Source organism: Nonomuraea fuscirosea (genome assembly GCF_035917475.1).
Lineage (GTDB): Bacteria > Actinomycetota > Actinomycetes > Streptosporangiales > Streptosporangiaceae > Nonomuraea > Nonomuraea fuscirosea.
Genome location: NZ_CP109074.1, coordinates 10,109,820 through 10,128,762, shown reverse-complemented (window position 1 = coordinate 10,128,762; position 18,943 = coordinate 10,109,820). Strand labels below are relative to the sequence as shown.

12 protein-coding genes and 1 pseudogene are annotated in these 18,943 nt (G+C 66.8%); 8 read left to right on the top strand and 5 right to left on the bottom strand.

Annotated elements, in window-relative coordinates:
• The first annotated feature begins 36 nt into the window (after nucleotides 1-36).
• The 4 genes from OIE67_RS46470 to OIE67_RS46455 all read left to right on the top strand — a co-directional run bounded on the left by OIE67_RS46470 (nucleotide 37) and on the right by OIE67_RS46455 (nucleotide 4,399).
• Entirely contained in the window at nucleotides 37-816 is a 780-nt protein-coding gene (locus tag OIE67_RS46470) for an ABC transporter permease (protein WP_326632633.1), read from the top strand.
• 74 nt (nucleotides 817-890) lie between these two features.
• Entirely contained in the window at nucleotides 891-2,585 is a 1,695-nt protein-coding gene (locus OIE67_RS46465; RefSeq protein ID WP_326632632.1) for an alpha/beta fold hydrolase, read from the top strand.
• On the top strand, nucleotides 2,582-3,316 hold the full coding sequence (locus OIE67_RS46460) for a GOLPH3/VPS74 family protein (protein ID WP_326632630.1): 735 nt from the start codon (nucleotides 2,582-2,584) through the stop codon (nucleotides 3,314-3,316). The genes OIE67_RS46465 and OIE67_RS46460 overlap by 4 nt, the downstream gene beginning before the upstream one ends.
• Before the next feature lie 708 nt (nucleotides 3,317-4,024).
• Entirely contained in the window at nucleotides 4,025-4,399 is a 375-nt protein-coding gene (locus tag OIE67_RS46455) for a DNA methyltransferase (protein WP_326632628.1), read from the top strand.
• A gap of 108 nt (nucleotides 4,400-4,507) precedes the next feature.
• On the opposite strand, the pseudogene OIE67_RS55680 reads toward OIE67_RS46455, so the two are convergent.
• Nucleotides 4,508-4,615: pseudogene (locus tag OIE67_RS55680) on the bottom strand (transposase); the annotation flags it as partial.
• A gap of 656 nt (nucleotides 4,616-5,271) precedes the next feature.
• On the opposite strand from OIE67_RS55680, the gene ltrA reads away from it, so the two are divergent.
• A complete protein-coding gene (gene ltrA, locus OIE67_RS46450) occupies nucleotides 5,272-6,729 on the top strand; it encodes a group II intron reverse transcriptase/maturase (RefSeq protein WP_326632626.1) in 1,458 nt (485 codons plus the stop codon).
• A gap of 370 nt (nucleotides 6,730-7,099) precedes the next feature.
• Here the strand turns inward: ltrA and OIE67_RS46445 are convergent, their stop codons facing one another.
• Nucleotides 7,100-7,681, bottom strand: coding sequence for a hypothetical protein (locus OIE67_RS46445; RefSeq protein ID WP_326632624.1), 582 nt, complete (start codon nucleotides 7,679-7,681; stop codon nucleotides 7,100-7,102).
• A gap of 8 nt (nucleotides 7,682-7,689) precedes the next feature.
• Nucleotides 7,690-13,971, bottom strand: coding sequence for an RHS repeat-associated core domain-containing protein (locus tag OIE67_RS46440; RefSeq protein ID WP_326632622.1), 6,282 nt, complete (start codon nucleotides 13,969-13,971; stop codon nucleotides 7,690-7,692).
• 463 nt (nucleotides 13,972-14,434) lie between these two features.
• On the opposite strand from OIE67_RS46440, the gene OIE67_RS46435 reads away from it, so the two are divergent.
• Entirely contained in the window at nucleotides 14,435-14,728 is a 294-nt protein-coding gene (locus OIE67_RS46435) for a transposase (RefSeq protein ID WP_326632620.1), read from the top strand.
• Nucleotides 14,729-14,800: 72 nt separating this feature from the next.
• Here the strand turns inward: OIE67_RS46435 and OIE67_RS46430 are convergent, their stop codons facing one another.
• Nucleotides 14,801-16,126 carry an ISL3 family transposase gene (locus OIE67_RS46430; RefSeq protein ID WP_326632618.1) on the bottom strand — a complete coding sequence of 442 codons (1,326 nt, stop codon included), beginning with the start codon at nucleotides 16,124-16,126 and terminating at the stop codon, nucleotides 14,801-14,803.
• Nucleotides 16,127-16,605: 479 nt separating this feature from the next.
• Entirely contained in the window at nucleotides 16,606-17,160 is a 555-nt protein-coding gene (locus OIE67_RS46425; protein ID WP_326632616.1) for a hypothetical protein, read from the bottom strand.
• Between the two features lie 467 nt (nucleotides 17,161-17,627).
• On the opposite strand from OIE67_RS46425, the gene OIE67_RS46420 reads away from it, so the two are divergent.
• A complete protein-coding gene (locus OIE67_RS46420) occupies nucleotides 17,628-17,822 on the top strand; it encodes a hypothetical protein (protein ID WP_326632613.1) in 195 nt (64 codons plus the stop codon).
• Nucleotides 17,819-18,820, top strand: a complete 1,002-nt coding sequence (locus OIE67_RS46415) for a DNA-methyltransferase (protein WP_326632612.1) — start codon at nucleotides 17,819-17,821, stop codon at nucleotides 18,818-18,820. The genes OIE67_RS46420 and OIE67_RS46415 overlap by 4 nt, the downstream gene beginning before the upstream one ends.
• Nucleotides 18,821-18,943 lie beyond the last annotated feature (123 nt).

Below are 18,943 nucleotides of genomic sequence, written 5' to 3'. Positions count from 1 at the left end.
CCGGCCGGCTTTCCCCAGAGAGGCAGCGCCGTAGTCATGCTTTCGATCGCTCGCAGTGAGCTGATCCAGATCTTCCGGAACCGGTCGGTACTGATCACCAGCTTCGTGATCCCGATCGCGGTCTGTGCGTTCTTCCTCTACCAGCACGAGTTGTTCGCACAGGTCGGCTCCCTCGGCTACATCGCGGGGATCGTGATGTTCACCGTGTGCGCGTTCGGCTTGTACTCCACAGTGGTGACCACGCTGGCCTCGCGACGACAGAACCTGTTCCTCAAGCGACTGCGCTCCACCGCCGCCGCCGACGCGCAGATCCTGGTCGGGCTGGTGTTGCCGGTCACCGTGATCGCGCTGATACAGGCTGCGGCGAGCATGACCGTGCTCGGTGTGGTCGCCGGCGGCCCGGAGAATGCCGGGTTGCTGGTGGTGGCCGTGCTGGTCACCGTGGCGATGATGATCGGCCTCGGCCTGGCCACCGCCGGTGTGACCAACTCGCCCGAGCACGCGCAGGTCACCATCCTGCCCGTCACCCTGGGCGTGATCGCGGTGGCAAGCTGGGTCGGCCTCACCGGCACCGAGGACCTCGCCACGCTCAAACGCCTGCTCCCCGGCGGTGCGGCCACCGAACTCGTGATGAACGCCTGGAACGGTGGTGCCGCCCTCAGCGACTCCCTCCTCCTGCTCGCCCCCACCCTCGCCTGGGTCGCCATCGCCGTCACCCTGGCCACCCGCTACTTCCGCTGGGAACCCCGGGTGGCCTCCGACCAGCGCTCGGCCATCGCTCGACGCATGCGGCGATCCGCGCTTCGCGACCGATGAGGAGACCACTCATGCCCAGTGACAGTTCCGCCCACGTGGAGACCGGGCGACCCCGGAGACTCAGGCGGCTGACAGTGAGGATCGCGGCCGCCGGAGCAGTGGCCGCCGCTCTGGTGGCGGGCACGATCGCGTTCCGGAGCGGCGGCAACGGTGAAGAGAGGCAGACACCGGACGTCGCCGCACTCGCCGGCCCGCTGGCGGACCAGGAGCCGGCCTGGGAGGCCTGCGAGTTCAACGATGACGGCCCGCCCCTGCCGGGCGCGGATCTGTCCAACGTGGAGTGCGCCACCATCCAGGTCCCTCGGAACTGGCACGACCCCGATCCCGAGGTGACCTGGGATGTCCGGATCTCTCAGGCGCGCAACATCGATCCCGCGAACCCCGGCTACCGTACGACGATCATCACGCACCCCGGCGGACCTTACGCATCCGGGCTGTCCTACAGCGCCACCGTCCAGGCGTACACACCGGAGCTCCGTCCGACCACGAACTACGTCAGTTTCGACCAGCGCGGTCTCGGTCAGTCGAGCCACGCGGAATGCGAGTACGCGTACGAGTACGTCCCGGACGACGAGCGTTCGGCCGAGGCGCGAGCGATCGGCGAAGCCTGCTCGCAGGACGCCGACGTGGCGACCATGACGACCGAGCAGGCCGCCTACGACATGGACTTCATCCGCCACCTTCTCGGGCTCGAGTCGGTGACCTACATGGGCTACTCCTACGGCACCTGGCTCGGGACCTGGTTCGGCAGCCTCTTCTCCGACAACATCGAGCGGATGGTGCTCGACTCGGCGACGGACTCGACACAGAAGTCGATCCAGACCTTGTACAACGCCGCCCACGAGGGCCGTGATCGCCAGTTCCGCCTGCACATGATGAACTGGATCGCCCGCAACGACGCGACTTTCGGGCTCGGTTCCGACCCGGAAACCATCTGGAAGCGGTACTTCGCGGCCACGAGCACCCCGGAGCGGTCGCTGGCGGCGCGCCACGCCTGGAACTCGGTCAACGGCCCGGTCGCCTTCTCCAACCCCGCCGCGTATCCGGCGGCCGCGAGCCTCGTGTCGAGCATCATCGCCGAGGGCGAGACACCGACGGACCCGGTGATCCCCGTGGAGTCGGCTGCTCGCATCGTCGATCGGACGGACCTGCCCGACAAGCTACGGGCCGCGGCGCACGAACGTCTCGCAGGACTCGCCGACGCCCCTGTCCACGAACCGGGCGAAACAGTCCGCGGCACGCACGGCTACGTGATCGAGTTCACCGCGTGCACGGACGGCCAGTGGACGCAGGGCCTCGACTACTGGGAGGAGTTCAACGAGCGCACGGCAGCGGTCGCGCCGCTGTCAGCGCAGCTGGGGCTGCTGGTCACGCCGACGTGCGCGTTCTGGCCGACGGACTCGAAGATGCCGCCCCTGGACGACAGCTTCCCCGAGACGATCGTCCTGCAGAGCGAGCTCGACTCGATGACGCCGTTCGAGCAGGGCCGGGCGGCCGGCACAGGGCTGCCGAACACGAGCCTGATCGCCGTGGACAACGAGAGCATCCACGGGGTGTTCCCCTACGGCACAGACGAGGTGGACCAACCGGTGATCGACTTCCTCCTCGGCGGCGACCGGCCCGCACGGACGATCGTCGCCGCAGGCAAGCCTCTACCCCTGGAGCGGTCCACGTACGAGTCGTGGACACCGCTCGGCGAGAACGCCGAGCACGCCACCGACGTCCCTCGGTTCACCGACCCGACCATCCCCGCTGAGAGGCAACGATGAACGACGAGAACCAGGTACCGGCCGATCGGGCGGACGATGCGCCGCCCGTGCGCTCGATCGACGAGCCACTGCTCGTCGAGGACGTGCTGCTGCTGCTCTACCAGCCGTCCTCCGGCGCGATCGCGGGCGAGAACTACCTGTACTACGTGCTGGGCGGCGCCGTCGTCGCGGATCTCACCCTCCGCGGCCTCACCGAGGTGCAGGAGGCAGGCCGGCTCGTCCGCCGCGTCGCCGCACGCGGCGATGCCCCGCACGACGACATCCTCCGCCCGGCGTGGGACTACCTCGCCACGAAGCCGCGCGGTGTGCAGACGGTGATCGCGGCGATCGGTCCGGAACTGCGCAGCAAGGTCCTCGGCAAGCTCGTCGACGACGGGCATCTGCGACGCGAGCGCAAGAAGGTGCTCGGCTTCATCCCGTCGGAGTCCTTCGAGCTCGGGAGCACACGGCGTGCGGAGCTGCTCGCCCGCGTGCGCGCGACGCTCGTCGACGGGACCGAGCCCGACGCCAGAACCGCTGCGATCACGGCGCTGCTCTCGGCGAGTGCCAACCTGCACCAGTTCGACCCCGAGATCCCGTGGACTTCGTCGGTCATCCACCGCGCGAAGGAGCTCGAGAACGGCAACTGGGGCGCGGCGGCGGTGGGAGCGGCCGTCACCCGGGCGACGATCGCCGCCATCAGCGGTGCCCTGAGCGCGTCGACCGCCGCGAACGCGGCCGGCAACAGCTAGTGCCCCGTGCCTCGTCCGCCCTATCGAGCTGAGCGCCGTCTCAAGACGCTTGTCCTTGGGGACGTCTCCTGGTTGCCGGTCGTGGAGACGGTGCCGGTGTGGCCGGCGGCGGACAAGTGGGCGCGGGCGGCTTCCTCCGCTGTGGTTTGGCCTCGCGGTACGCCTGGATCACGGCACCGCCGTCCACCATGAGCCCGGCGCACAGCAGCAGCGCGAAGGCGATCACCGCGGTGAACAACAATGTTCTGTCAATGTCCGGCCAGTCTGAGATCGTCGATCTCTGCGTGCTTGCAGCCGCTCGACCTCGCGTATCCGCCGTTCCAGCCTTCAACACGGGCCTTCATCGCGCCGACGTCGTCGCCTTTCGCGGCTTTGCCAGTCGAGTTTCTGCTCCAACAGTGTGCAGATCGTCCGGCGGGGACGTTGAGATAGGCGCTGATGGCCAGCTGGCACGCCTCGTCGAGGGAGTGGCCCTGGGCGAGGCAGATCGCTTCCTCGATGCGGAGCAGGGCAGGGTCGATGCATGGGTCGTCGCCGTAGAGGTCGAGTGCGCGCTGCTGGGCTGCCCGGGCCTTGGCGCGCTGGCCGAGGTGGGTGAAGACACCGCTGCTCGACCCTGCTGGGCGCCGTCTGCCGGGCGGCCGGAGCGGCGGGTTACCGGCGGCTGGTCGTGCGCCTGGGCTCGGACGACGCGGTCGGAGGTCGCCGATGACCGGGCTGCGCGAACCGTACTGGAGCGACGAGCAGGCGGCCATCTACCACGGCGACGCCCGCCAGGTGCTGGCCGAGATGCCCCCGGGGTCGGTGGACTGCATCGTCACCAGCCCGCCGTACTGGGGGCTGCGGCACTACTGCGACGGCCAGTACGGTCAGGAGTCCACGATCTGGGCGTACGTGGACACTCTGCGAGCTACCTTCGCGGAGGCGCGCAGGGTGCTGGCGGACGACGGCACCTGCTGGCTCAACCTGGGTGACGCCTACTCCGCGAACTCCGACGGCTGCGCCCGCGGGGGAGACACAGCCGATACGTACATGCCGTTCAGCGCCTCCACCACGCTTGTTCTCCCTGGTCGGGAGGGCTGAACCGCCATGGAGCCGAATATGGGGGCCGTGCGTCGTATCCGGCGTATGACGATCACAGGGGTTCTCCTTCTCGCGGGTATCGCGGCGGTCGTGTCGTTCCGGACTGATCCCCAGATCCCGCGCCACCTGCGCGACGGGCTTGCCGGTCTCCTTCACGATACGCACCGCGCCCGCCCGGAACTCCGGATCAAAACGACGTCTCGTGACTCCTGCCACGACCAAACCTCTCCCGGTTCGGTCTCCACGCTACGAGGGGGTGCGCCACGAAGTGCTGTTCGACCGAGCGGAGATGAAAGGACTCCGCCATCTGCCTGTCGTAGCAGGTGGGTGAAGCTGGCGGCAGTCTGACCTGGAGGAATGCCAGGAAGGGCGGGAGCAGCCGCGACAAAGTCGGACCGGTCCAGAACTACCGGATGGGCCGGGCCCGGTGAGCGAGGGAGGAAGGTGTACGCGAGGAACCGGTGTTGTTACGCCTCTCGATAGCGTGCCAGCTCCAACCCGGTGGATGTGGGCTGGTCAGCGGTGCGTCACCGATGCTGCGTCGCCATGCCATGGCGGCGGTGGTCTCGGTGAACTTCCAGGCCGGTTTCCCCTGCTGGGTCTGGGAGGCCACGGTGAAGGACTACGGCGTAGTCGTGGCAAGGCCGCAGGGGCATAGCCGGGCGCCTCACCTCTCGATCGGTCGGCAGTGAACGTGGGAACCGTCCGCGCACCGCTCCCGCTCCGGCGGCGCATCCAGCGTCCTGGGGCCGGGATAGGCGCGTTGCCCGCCGAAGGACGCGGACGGGACGGAGCCGCCGTAGTACTCCGCGGCCGGGAGAGCCGGCCACCTGGGGAAGGGCGGCAGCGTGTCAGACAAGGAGCACACTGCAATGGTCGAAGACGCCTCGGTGAACACCGGGGCCGAGACAGCCGGAGCCTCTGGGTGGAGGTCCGGCGTCTCGGTACGAAGGATGCAGGTCAACTTGCACCAGTGGGCGCGGGCCGATCGCTCGCGCCGATTCGATGATCTGTACAACCTGGTCTGTGATCCGGCGTTCCTGTCCGAGGCGTGGCGACGCGTCTCGACGAACACCGGTGCGCGGACGGCCGGGATCGATGGGCTGACCGTGGCCGCGATCGAAGCCCGGCTGGGAGTGCAGCCGTTCCTGATGCAGATCAGGGACGAGTTGAAGGCCCGCACCTACCGTCCGTCGCCGGTGCGGCGGACACAGATCCCCAAGGCCAACGGGAAGCTCCGCGACCTGGGCATCCCGACGGTGAAGGATCGTATCGTGCAGGCCGCGCTCAAGGCGGTGCTGGAGCCCATCTTCGAGGCCGACTTCTTGCCGGTCTCCTACGGGTTCCGGCCCAACCGGCGCGCTCAGGACGCGATTGAGGAGATCGTCTATCTGGCCCGGCGTGGCTACCACGTCGTGCTGGAGGCCGACATCGAGGCGTGTTTCGATCAGATCGATCACGCCGCGCTGCTGGAGCGGATCCGCTCCAGGGTCTTCGACAAGCGCGTGCTGGCGCTGGTGAAGGCGTTCTTAAAGGCCGGGGTGATGCAGCACGGCCTGTTCAAAGATAGCCTCACTGGCGCTCCCCAGGGCGGGATCTTGTCCCCGCTGCTGGCCAACATCGCCCTGACGGCACTGGATGAGCACTTCCACAGCCAGTGGCACATCCTGATGGGCACCGACTACCAGCGCACCAAGCGCAGACGCGCCGGGCAGGGCAACTGGCGGCTGATCCGCTACTGCGACGACTTCGTCGTCATGGTGTCCGGACCAGCCGAGCGGGCTGAGATGCTGCGTGAGCAGATCACGGCGGTCCTGGCCCGGCTCGGCCTGCGCCTATCGGTGGACAAGACCCGTGTGGTCCACATCGACGACGGCTGCGACTTCCTCGGCCAGCACATCCGCCGCCAGCGGAAACGCGGCACGAACAAGCTCGTCGTCTATACCCGCCCGTCCGCGAAAGCCGTCCAGGCGATCAAGGACAGGATCTCGGAACGGACCTACAGACACACCCGCAACCGGAGTCTGGCCGCCCTGCTGAGCGGGTTGAACCGGATGCTGGCCGGGTGGGCGAACTACTTCCGCCATGGCGTGTCCAAGAAGACCTTCGCCGCGATCGACCGCCACGCGTGGCAGCGGATCGCCCGATGGCTCCTTCGCAAACACCGGATACCCCGCAGTCAGCTGCGGAGATTCTGCGACCAGGGCTGGAGATTCGCCGAAGGATCGGTGGCCTTCCGCGGCGCATCCAGCGTTGCGATCGTCCGCTACCGATACCGCGGAGCGACCATCCCCACTCCGTGGACCATCGAACCGGAAGCCACCAGCTGACCATCGGGCAAGACACGTGGAGAGCCCGTTGCGGTGAGAGCCGCACGGCGGGTTCGGGACGGCGGCTCGGAGAAACGGACCGGTGGCAACACCGGCACCGCGCTTCGAGCCGACCGCACAAGGCCAACAATGCTCACCCACGCTGATGACCGAGGCGCATGTGCCACAGCGGTGGTGTCAATGTGCGGACTAAGTGCTGGTGTCAAGGGCCTCGAAGATACCGCCGTGGTCCGGCGAAAGATCTCCCTGCTTGTGCGGAGGTGGGACGAGAAGCGAGTAAGGACGGAACGCACCGCCGCCTGTCGACCCGTGACCACCCCGCCACCGGAGAACGTGTGACCGGCGTACGACGTACGCCGGTCACACGTTCTCAGATCATGGGCATCCTTACGATGGGTACGCCGTTGTAATGCGCTTCCCAGGCCGTGGCGCCGGCCAGCTTGAGTGACTGCACGAGCATGAGGGCGGTGCTGCCGACGGTCCATCTTTCGAACCGTTCGCGCGCGTCCTCCACACTGAGTCGGCCAATGAGGTTGGAGATCACCGTCGTGCCGTCCACCATGGAGGAAGCACACTTGAACGGCATATCACCATCCGAAGCCGCCTTGAGCGCGCTGTTCAACCCGCTGCATATGCCCCTGGCCGCCGCACGCAGGTGCTTGGGGACCTCGGGTTGATTTGGCAGCAGCTCGCGCAGCAGATGCTGCTCCTCGTCGTAGGCGAAGTGGTAGTAGGCGTTCGCTGGGAGGTCGGCCGAGACCGCCGAGGCGATCTCGGCCATCAGCCTCTCGACGTTGGCATCGTCGAAGATCTCTACGTCGATGTTGCCGCCGGTGTCACCCCTCCCCCCGCCGGTCACCTCGCCCTCTTCGTTGAGAACGTCGTCGATGGTGTCCTCGAGGTCGGCTCCGGACACCCGGGCGTCACCGAACCAGTAGATGAACAGTTCCACCTGGCCTACTATAACTGTCCCTTGAACATCTTCTCCAGGAAGAATGCATCTAGTTTCGAGAGTGATTTCTTTCGCCGATCCACCCGCCAGCTGAGAGCCTCGTCCACGTTCCTGAGAGTCGACCCCATCTCTCGGTACGCCTCTATGTAGAATTGCTCGCCGCCGGACATCGCAGATTTGGACTTGTACACATCCACAATCTCCGGATATTTGTCACCCAGATCCGGATGGTAATGGTCGTGGCCATCCTTCTTCTTGGTCAACCTTCCTCTTAGCACCTGTTCGGGGGTTCCGGGGCCGCTGGCCTTGCCCACGTACACCACTTGGTCGTGCTTGTTCTTGATGACGTAGGTGATGTAGCTACGATTTCCAGCGGCGCTCGGCACATCCTTTCTGAACCCCTTTCCGGGGGTTATCTTGAACCTGGCGAACATGCTCGCCTTGCCGCCGACCTTCCCCTTGTCGCTGCCCATGAGCTCATCCATGTCGTGGCGAGCCCACACACCCGCGAAGAAGAACTCGATCGCGTCCGAGCCGCAGGCCCGGAAACCTATCTCCTCACAGATAGACAGGGCGAGGAAGAATTCCTGCTGGGTCCGCAGCCTGTCGTCCTGCAGGGCTTCGGCGTCGAGATGAGTCCTGAGATGCTCGGCCAGCCGAGACCGCCATCGCTCCAGGAACTTGTTACGTACCCCCTCACTCGGCAGGGCGCCGAGAATCGAGTCGATGACGCTCAAGACACGGTTGCTGTCACCGCTGCCGCCACCATGGTCGGGAATGAGACCGTCAGGATCGGACAGGCCGATCGGGTTGTCGGCAGCGTAGCCGTACGGATTCGTCCACTGTGGTGCGTCCGGATCCAGCATGGGATCCGGGCTGGCGAACTTGGCCGTCGTCGGATCGTAATAGCGGGCGGAAAGGTAGACCAGTTCTGTGGAGCCGTCCTCCGTCTTGCCCAGGAAGCCCCGATCGGTGAAGGGCAGGTCGTCCTCGCCGCGGCGCTGCCCATAGGGCAGATACCGTTCGCGAGCGACCGCGCCCGTCGCGTCGTCGATGGCCAATTGCGTCGATCCGTGCAGTCCGGAGGCCGTCCATCTAAACCCGTCCGTGGTCCGGATGCCCACTAGGGCGCCGTCCGGAGAGTTGTAGTAGCGCGTCGCCTTGACGGTTCCACCGGACGATCGCACCTCCATATCCCCGAGATATAGGGTCGTTCCGCCCGGATCGCGACGGATTATTCGTTCGCCGTTGGCGTCGTAGACCATGGACGTCTCCGCGCCACCGACAACGGCCTTCTCCATCTGGCCCAACTGGTTCCAGGTGAAGGTGGACTGCTCGCCGTCGACCGTGCGGCTGGTGAGCTGGCCCGCGTTGTCGTACGCGTACGTGTCCGTCCGTGACGGTTGGGTGATCGAGGTGACCGCATTGGGCCGGACAGCCGACGCCCCCGGCGCCGGGTAGCCGTATGTCGCGGTTACGCCGCCGTCCTGCAGCGACTTGATGTTGCCCACCGCGTCATACGTGTACAGCTGGCTGTAAGGGTCGGTGCCCTGCCCATCGGCTCCGGCCGTGCAGTCGCCCTGCGTCGTCGTGAACGCGTGGATGAGACGGTTCATGTCGTCGTAGCCGAAGCATTCTCTCTGCCCCAGGCTCGTGCCTGCCGTCGCCGTCGCGTCGAGGACCTGGGTGATGACACCAGCCGCGTTGTACCGGAACTGGTCGTCCTGGACCATGGCGGGGCTTGACGTGTCAGCCTTGGCCGTGGTGGTCAGCCTGTTCAGCCAGCCCGTCTTGTCGTCCCAGGTGAAGGACCGCTTGACTTGTCCGTTTCCGCCGTAGGTCCGCTCGGCGATACGTGCGGTCGCCGTGTAGGAGGTGTCCTTCACGTAGACCGTGTTGCCGCCGAGGCTCGAGGTCAGGCTCTTCGGGAGAGCCAGGTCGGAGTAGCCGAGGGTCAGCGTCTCCGCTGGCAGGCCGCCGCTGGCGGGGAAGGTGCGCGTCAGGGGGTTGCCGGCCCTGTCATAGGTGACGGCGGAGACGTATTCACCCGCGAGAGCCCCCTCGCTCGCAGGCACGGTGACCTTCGAGCCCAGCGGCCGGTAAGCGCCGTCGTATCCGGTTACGGTCTGAACGTACGCCTGGCTCCCGGCGTACCGGGTGCTCGAGGTCGGTTGGCCCTTGGCCAGGGTGTCGTACACCCATTCGGCCAGCTTGGTCCCCGTGCCCACCTCTCCGGCCCATTGGCTCGTCTTACGGCCGAGGTCGTCGTAGACGAAGGACGTCTTCGTGCTGTTCCCGTCGACATTCCACGTGATCCGGCCGGCGGCGTCATAGCCCGTGCTCACCGAACCGCTGTCTGGAGCCTTCGTGGCGGTGCGCCGATCAAGCCAGTCGTAGGAGAAGGTGCGGACGTTGCCGTTGGCGTCCGTCAGTGAGGTTAGTTTGCCGGCGAGGTTGTAGGCGTACGTGGTGTCATAGTGCGTGCTGGAACCTGACCACTGCTCCTTCTTGATGGTCCGGCCAGCCACGTCCACGACGGTCGCTACCTTGCCGCCCACCGGAGGCGACACCTCCACCCGGTCCATCCCCGGGTAAGCGGTCGTGGTGCGGCGGAACTCCGAGGCGAGGTTGTAGTCGATCGCGGCAGTCGGACGCCGCAGCGCGTCGTAAGTCGTCTTCGTCCATTGCGGCAGCGATTCGAAAGCTGGGTTGAGCAGCCCGCTGCCCGGAGCCTCGGTGTTGTGCACCGCCAGAGCGTTGACCACTGTCAGGCCTCGTGGATCGTACGCGGTGACCGCGACCACGCGGCCCCCTTGGGGAGAGGCCGCCTGTACCTCACGGAGCCGTCCGAAGCCGTCCTCGTAGGAGGACGAGGTGGTGTATTTGGCCGTCGAGCCCGTTCCTGATAGCAGCTTCCGCATAACGGTCTTGGCCGGTTCGTCCGGCTGGCCCAGAGTTCCTTCCGCCGACAGCTCGTACTCCACCGTGGCAGTGGGAGTCGAGCCGCTGCGCGGCTCCCCGGTTCCCCACAGGACCGCGGAGCGGCCGAGGGCGTCGTAGTCGACCTCCATCAGCTTCTGGTTGGCGTCAAGCAGGGACGTCGTCTGTCCGTGGAGATGCGACGACTTCGTCGTGACCTTGTGGCCGAGTGGGTTGGTCGTCGTGACACCGTTGTACGGCCATCCGACCGCGGGGGCGTACTGCGTGGTGGTTGTCTTGCCGAGCGCGTCGGTGGTCGAGAGCGCGCGCCCGTAGTTGTCGAAAGTCGCCTTGGCGACGGAGGCCGTCGTCTCGTTCGAGTACGACCGGGTCTCGGTCACATTCCCATCGCTCGGCGCGTTGGTCGCTGGATCAGATCCTCCGTCATAGAGGATGACCGATCTGCTGTACAGGTTGCCGACTGCGCAGTCGTCACCGGCTCTGCGCTCGATCACTGATGGCAGTGCGGTGTAGTTGTTCCCGGCACTGACGTTGCGCGCATAGCGCATTGTCGTACAAAAATTGTCAGAGGAGACGCCGTCCTGCCCCAGATCGTTGATCGTGGCGGGCAAACCGTCGCTGTTGTGGACCGTCGTCTTGTTGGTGTATCGCCAGCCGCCGGCCGCGATCTGCTCGCGTGCGCGTTCTCGCGTACGCAGCACGAAGGCCGGGTCGAGCGTCCCTGGCCAGTCACCCGTGTTTGTGATCTTGTATTCGTATCGGGTGGACTGCAACTCGGTGTACGCCCGAGGACTGAGGGAGGTCATCCGCCACGCTTGTTCCTGCAGCACCTGCCCTTGCAGGAGCGCGGCGTCAGTGACGGAGTTTCCCTCGAAGTCGGTGACCTGTAGTCCGCTGCCACGCAGAAATGTTCGCGTAGTCACGCTGTACGCCGACGGGTCGGTGCCTGATCCCTGAACCGTGCGCACCTGGCCATAGCCCCGCCAGTCCGAGCCGGCAGGAGCGAGGTCCGGTTCGGCGTACTGGACGGGATTGGCCCAGCGCGGCGCACCCAGGAATTCGTAGCTGTATACATTGTCCGGCGAGCCGGCGACCATGTCGCGTTCGACCACCTTGGTGGCCAGTTGTTTGTAGTAGCGGGTCCATGCTTCGTAGCCCTGCTCGGGGTCGCTGCCCATATCGACCTGGTAGCAGTCGCCGACCTTGTCGCTCATGTAGTTGGAGCCGTCGCGGCCCTTGGCCCCGCCGCACGGGTCGGCCTGGCCGTAGGTAACCTCGATCCGGCCGCCCATGCCGTTGCTGATGGCCGCCATGCGCGGCACCATCCGCCACGAAAGCTGGTCCTGCCAGTCGGAGTTGCTGACGTAGTCCATCCGGCCGGCCAGCATCACCGCGTCGAAGTTCAGCGGCGGCAGGGTTATCTCCGGCTCAGCCGCTTGCCCGGTCTGCTGCACTGTGTCGAGCCACATCGCCGCGTCCCACGGCAACCCCTGGTCGGTGCGCTGATAGACCCAGGTGTGGGTGAAGTCCAGCCGGCCCGCCGGACCCCACACGCCTGAGGCGGGGTCACGGGATTCCGTTTGGATCGTTGTCAGCCTGCGGGTCGAGTAGAACGCGATCGCGTCGTTGAGGCAACCCGCCGCTTGCGCACAATGGAGGTCGGTGGGAACGTCATCACCGCCGCGGGTCGCGGTGGCGAACGTCATGCGCGCGGTCGGCGTGGAGCCGCTCACCTGCGTGTTGTGCCCCCAGGAAGCCGATGCCAGGAAGCCGCCCCGGTCGTAGGGCAGCACCTCGTAGACTTCGTGGGCGCAGGAGGGCAGGCAGAAGTAGTTGGTCTCGCGAGTGTGGGAGTAGTCGATGACGTTCTCGTTGCGGTCGATCTCCTGGTCCATGTTCCACCGCCACACACCCGTGCAGGTGGGCGGGATGAAGTTGTTCCAGTACCGGTCAAAGCACGGCTCACCGGACTCGTCCCCGACGTACGGGACCTGCCACTGCGCGTCCTTGGTGTAGCCGAACCGCCAGACCTGCCCCTCCCGATCGGTGACCCTCCAGTACGCGTTGCCGTCCGCACCGCCCGCCACCTGCTCGATCTTCCAGCCGAAGTCCGGGACCGTCCTCCACGCCCCCGCTGTGGTCTTGACGATCTGCGCCGACCGGCCGCCCGCACTCAGCACCAACTCCGACTGCGTCCGGTCCGCGCCAGTCGCATTCTCGTTCGGCGACTCCCAGCAGTACGCTCGGCCCACCTTGCTCTCGTCGGCTATCCACACCAGTTCGGCCGTGTTGTCGTCGTAGTACGTCCACACGTCGCAGCGGCGGAAGCGGCGCTCAATGTATCCCCTGCTCAAGTCCCAGCCGACTCCAGCGACGCCTGACTGGTTGTTGGTCCACGCCCCCTGACCGTCTACCGACGAAGCGCTGTACTGCAGCGACAGGTCCGGCCCGAATCCCCCTGGCGAAGCCGGTATCGGAAGCGGCAGGTCATAGTCGAAGTCGCCACCCGAGGTGCCCGCCTGCCACGTCCCTGAAGGCTTGAGATCCGTGGCTCCCCAATTTCCGTCCGGTCCGGTCAGGTCTCCCGCGAGCAGATAGACCGCGCCCGCCGCCAATTGCGCCGCGAGCGCCGCGTCAGAAGCCTTGATCGCGTCCGCCTTGCGGTTCCTGCCCAACGTTGGCGCCTGAGTCTTGGCCGGCGCAGCGCCCATCGGCGCCACTTCCACCTCGGCGGTTAACGTGCCCGCCTGCACATCGTTGACCGACGGCACCACCGTCGGCCTTGCCACGCAGGATCGCGGACGTGGCTCTTCCAGTACACACGCGGGTAGCCGCAACAATTGAAGCCGAGAAACGAACTGACCGCCGAAGGCGTCGCGGAAGTCGGCGTAGGAGAAAACCGCCCGAGCCTTACCCGGCGCTGTCCCGCCATCGGCCCGTATCAGACGAGCGGCCACACCTGCCCCGCCCAGTTCCTGAACCGATGCCGGCGGCAGCGTCTCCACCTTGACCTTGTCCAGCCGGCTTCCCGGGACCGGTCCGAGCTTCACCGGCAGTTTCCTGGGCTGAGCCACCTCACCAGGCTCCGGAATGGTGACTTCGGCCTGGCCCGCCTCGGGCCAGACGGGCTTCCTCGGTGCGGTCTTGGGCGCGGTCTCCTCCGCGCCGAGGACCGCCTTCTTGGCCGGCACCGGACGAGCGTCCACCGAAGGTTCGGGCTCTGGCCCGCGGTTGGCTGCCGCAGCCGTCTGGATCAGACGATCAGGGACCCCGACGCTGGAAATCAGAACCAGCGTCGCGAGGCTGATCAGGAAGGTGGATAAGCGGATCGATAAACGACGATCGCGCACACTGCACTCCTTTTAGCGCACGCTGACGCAGACCCCGGCGAAAGGGCCTGCGAGCGCATAAGAAGCAAATAAAACGATCACTCGAAATGTGATCTAGCTACCAAGATCGGTCAACATCCGGAACGTTGCTTTCCCGACGCTGAGAGTCAGTTATGTGTCAAGCGATGCCACATTTCCACTGGTCAAGCTGTCCGTCAAAGACCTCGCCCACTGGGCCCTCATATCGATGTGATGTGCATCACACTGACTGGCCCGCGGGTTCGGGAGGCTGATACCGCTGAGTCATCGACCGTGACCACTCCCCAGAAAGTGCTCAAGAGCCCATTGACTCTGACGCGGAAGGGGCCACCGCCAGAGCGAGAAGAATCGGAATTCCTGCTCGCTCTGTTCCAGAGGATTGACACAGCCACGATCCCGGCATCATCGACAAGCACTCCAAGTTCGACCCATCGGAGGTGGCGTCATGGTCGCCGCCACCGCCGGCCACGTCCGAGCCTTCGCCACCATGCTCACCGAACGCACCGGCCGCCAGCACCTGGACGACTGGCTCACCGCCGTCCGCGCCGACCCGCTCCCCGCCCTCCATTCCCTGGCCAACGGCATCGAACGCGACCACCCCGCCGTCCTGGCCGGCCTCACCCTCCCCTATTCATCAGGCGCTGTCGAGGGCACCATATGCAAGATCAAATTCTGGAAACGGCTCATGTTCGGCCGAGCCAACCTCGACCTACTCCGAAAGATGGCACTCCACAACTGAGCAGTTCGGGACTGCGGCCCAGGATCTTGGCGAGGTGTTCGGCCTCGGTGTCCTTCAGATGGTCGGGATGAGTCATGATCCAGCGGACGACCCGGCGGGGCTTGGGCGGCGCGGCGGTAGTGGGGCCTGTCTGGGCCGCTGCTGGCCGTCGGTGGGGTCGGGCCGGTATTGCCGCAGGTGGGCGCGAACGGCTTCGGCGCTGCCCTTCCAGCCCCGGCTCTTGATCTCGGCATGGAGGGCGGCGGCGTTAGTGACTCCTTGGTTCCATCGCTGGTTGAGGTAGGGCTTGAAGTCGTCCAGAATGCCGGCGCGGTGAGTGGCCTTGAACAGCACCTGCTCCAGACTCTCAGCGCGGGCGAACCGGGCCACGGTCTGCCGGTTCAACCCCAGCTCACGGCCGATCGCCGAGAGCGACAGCCCCTTGGCCAGCAGGGCTTGGATCGCGTCGTACCGCTCCGTGTGCCGGGCGACCAGCCGCCGCGGCTGACCTGCACCGTCACGGTATCCGTCCGGATCGGCGGGCGGTGGCGCGAGGTCTGCACCAGGCTCAGTGGGGTGTGGCGCCGCCGTCGGCCCGGGCTTCTCGTGCTCCGGGCCGGGATCGGGGTCGTGCAGGGCGGCATGGTGGGCGATGACGGTCTTCTCCACCGCCTTGCCCAGGTCCTGGAGCAGATGAAACCGGTCAGCCACCTGCTGAGCATCGGGTGCGCCCTGCCGGGCTCCCAGCGCATAGGAACCTCCCCTGTCCCTGCAGATCACCTCGATGCCCGGATGCGCGCGCAGCCAGTCGGCGAAGGTGTCTGCCTCCCGGCCATCAAGCACGTCGATGATCTGGTGGGTGTCCATGTCCAGCAGGACGGTCGCGTAGGAGGCTCCCTTGCGCTTGGCGAAATCGTCAACTCCGAGGACGGTGACCTGCCCGACCTCAGGATCCGGCAGCGCCCGGATCATCCGGATCAGCGTGAAGCGCGAGACGACCTGGCCCATCACGCGCGCCAGACGGGAGCCCGCGCTGCCGGCCAGCGCGAGCGCGACCCGCTCCAGCAGGCCCCGAAGCCCCACCGTGCGGCGCTGGTGCTTGGCGGTCAGCCCGTCGACCTGTTCGGCGAACGTCGCGACCGGGCAGGAACCGCTGCCGCAGACGAACCGGCGGACCTCTAACGCGACCTGGATCGGCCGCCCGCCGCATGACACATCCTGCAGACGGCGCTGGTACCGGTCATGCACCCGAGTAGTCGGTGTGGCGCATCGCGGGCAGATGGCCAGCTCGGTTCCGGTACATGCCGTGATCCGCACGCTGCCGTTCGCATCCTCGATCCGCTCGAACTCCAACCCGTCCAGGTGCGGGAACAACAAGCGCAGCAGACGAGCCTGGTCGCTGGTGACCGGATGCAGCACGATGACTCCCCGCGGCCGTTCTTGATGATCTTGGTGATCCAGATCGTCACAGAACGGCCGTCGCTATACGCGACGAGTTGCCAAATCTCCACCCATCCGGGCTTATCTCAGATCTTCGGCTGCCCTCGACGCCACTCCAGGTAACCGCTCCCCAGGAAGTGCTCAAGAGCCCATTTTCTCTGACACACCTCGGAGCCGCCCGTGCTGCTGGTCGCTGCGTAGCCCGGACTCCAGCCGGGCCAGCTGCTTGCGTAGTCGATCCGCGGCCACGAGGGACGGGATCGGGTCCACGTGGAGTGACACGTCCAGGCGGCCGGGATAAGTGAGCAGCGGCTCCAGCCACCCGGGGGTGACCTCTCTCGGATACCCGCTGATGGCCAGCGTCGTACACAGTCCATCACCGACTCGAAGATGAGAGGGCCGGACCAGGACCGCGTCCGGCCCGAGTCCACCGCGCGCCGGCTTCGCGCGCCGGAGTTTCATCGATGCTCTCCCCTCGTGATGACTTCGCCGGGCTCGGCGAGCTGATCGGCGGGCAGGGGTGGCGCGGCCGGGTCGAAGCTGGACATCAGCACGGCGCTGACGGCCTCGGCGTTCAGAAGCCGGACCGTGACCCCGCATGCCGGAAGCAGCCGCGTGGCCTCCTCCACCCGCCGTAGCGCTCGCGCCGTGGCCGTGTCCTGTCCGCCCGCGGCGGGTTCGCGGACGATCAGCAGGACCTGGCGGCTCAGGAGGTCGTGCCGGGCGGACAGATCGGCGAGGAACGCGGCATGCTCCTGCGCGGCGGCGGTCAACGCTGGATGGGCAAGAGCACGCGCTGCCTCCAGCAGCTGGTTGATCGTCGGAGCGAGATCCACCCGCTGGGCACGTACCAGGATCTGCGCCGGTCCTGACAGCGAGTTGAGCCAGCGTCCGAACGTGGCTACGAGCGCGTCCTGCTCCACGGGTGTCCGCAGCGCGAAACTGACCGTGGAAACCTCCGCCACCGCGGCGACGCCATCCGGGCCGAGATCGATCAGTCCGTCACCGATCACTCCGCGAGCGGGCAGCCGCAGCGGAGCAGGCCGGGCGTCGGATCGAGCGGCCACCCACGACGGAGTCGCAGGCGCTTGCTCCGGTGAGTGGGCCGTGGCCTTCGGCGAGATCAGGTGACGCAGGGCGGCGAGCAGGTACTGATCCAGCGGGACGCCGTCACGCCGCCCGATTGCCAGCAAGCCGGACTTTCCGCCTTCTCGCGCCCGACTTCTGAGCGGCTTCTGATCATGCTGCTTGCCTGGTCACGCATCCGGAACGTGTCCCGACAACCACGATGGAGAACCGCCATGAGATTCATGAGAATGACCGCCCGGGCATTCCAGTTCGCCCGCACGGCCGACGTCTGACGACTTCCCTGCTGGCGGTTCAGACCGCGCGGGCATTCGCCGCCTGGACACACGACCGCCCCAATCCTCCGACCTATGCCGAGATCGTTCTCGGCGCCCATACAGAGGACGGAACGCTCGTGGGCGTCGTGTTCGCCGGCAGCCGGGAGCACGAAGAGGCGGACACGGTGGAGATCGCCTGCCTGTCCACCGACGGCACTCCCGACGCCTGCTCGACCCTGCTGGGCGCCGTCTGCCAGGCGGCCGGAGCGGCGGGTTACCGGCGGCTGGTCGTGCGCCTGGGCTCGGACGACGCGGTCGGAGGTCGCCGATGACCGGGCTGCGCGAACCGTACTGGAGCGACGAGCAGGCGGCCATCTACCACGGCGACGCCCGCCAGGTGCTGGCCGAGATGCCCCCGGGGTCGGTGGACTGCATCGTCACCAGCCCGCCGTACTGGGGGCTGCGGCACTACTGCGACGGCCAGTACGGCCAGGAGTCCACGATCTGGGCGTACGTGGACACCCTGCGCGCCACCTTCGCGGAGGCACGCAGGGCGCTGGCGGACGACGGCACCTGCTGGCTCAACCTGGGCGACGTCTACGCCGCGAACTCCGACGGCTGCGCCCGCGGAACCGACTTCAACCCGCGTCAGCCCTCCGTACGCCCCAAGGCCCGACAGTCGGTGCCACCGAAGAACCTGCTCGGCATGCCCTGGCGGGTCGCCTTCGCTCTGCAGGACGACGGCTGGATCCTGCGCAACGCCATCGTCTGGCACAAGCCCAACGCGATGCCGCAGTCCATCCGGGACCGCCTCTCCAACCGCTACGAGCTGATCTTCCTGCTGGTCAAACAGCGGCACTATCGGTTCGACCTCGACCCGATCCGCGAGCCGTACACCGGAGACCGCCCGATCACCAGAAGGGCCCGCTCCGGCGGCAACAAGCCGAACAGCATCTCCACCGCGTGGCCACCGTCCGGCAAGTACGGCCACGGCGCGGCAGGCCCTCGGCACGGCGCGGCAATGTGTCCAACGGGCAGCCGGCATGCCGCCGCCCACCCGAGCGGCAGGAACCCTGGGGATGTCTGGTCGATCTCCACCCGCCCGTTGCGGGCGGCACATTTCGCGGCCTTCCCCATCGACATCCCGCTCAAGGCCATCGCCGCCGGCTGCCGCCCCGGCGGCAAGGTTCTGGACCCGTTCATGGGCAGCGGCACCACCGGCATCGCCGCCCAGCGACTCGGCCGCACCTTCGCCGGCATAGAACTCAACGCCGACTACTGCGACCTGGCCCGCACCCGCATCACCGAGGCAGGTGGTCAGGGTGGCTGAACAGCTACAAAGGGCCTGCTCAGGGCCTCCGGAAACGGGTCCGCAGGCGTACCCTGCAGGGCCCGGATCGAAGGGGTGCCTTCGCGAGCATCGAGAGCTGCGCGTGGAGATCCCCGAGACGTG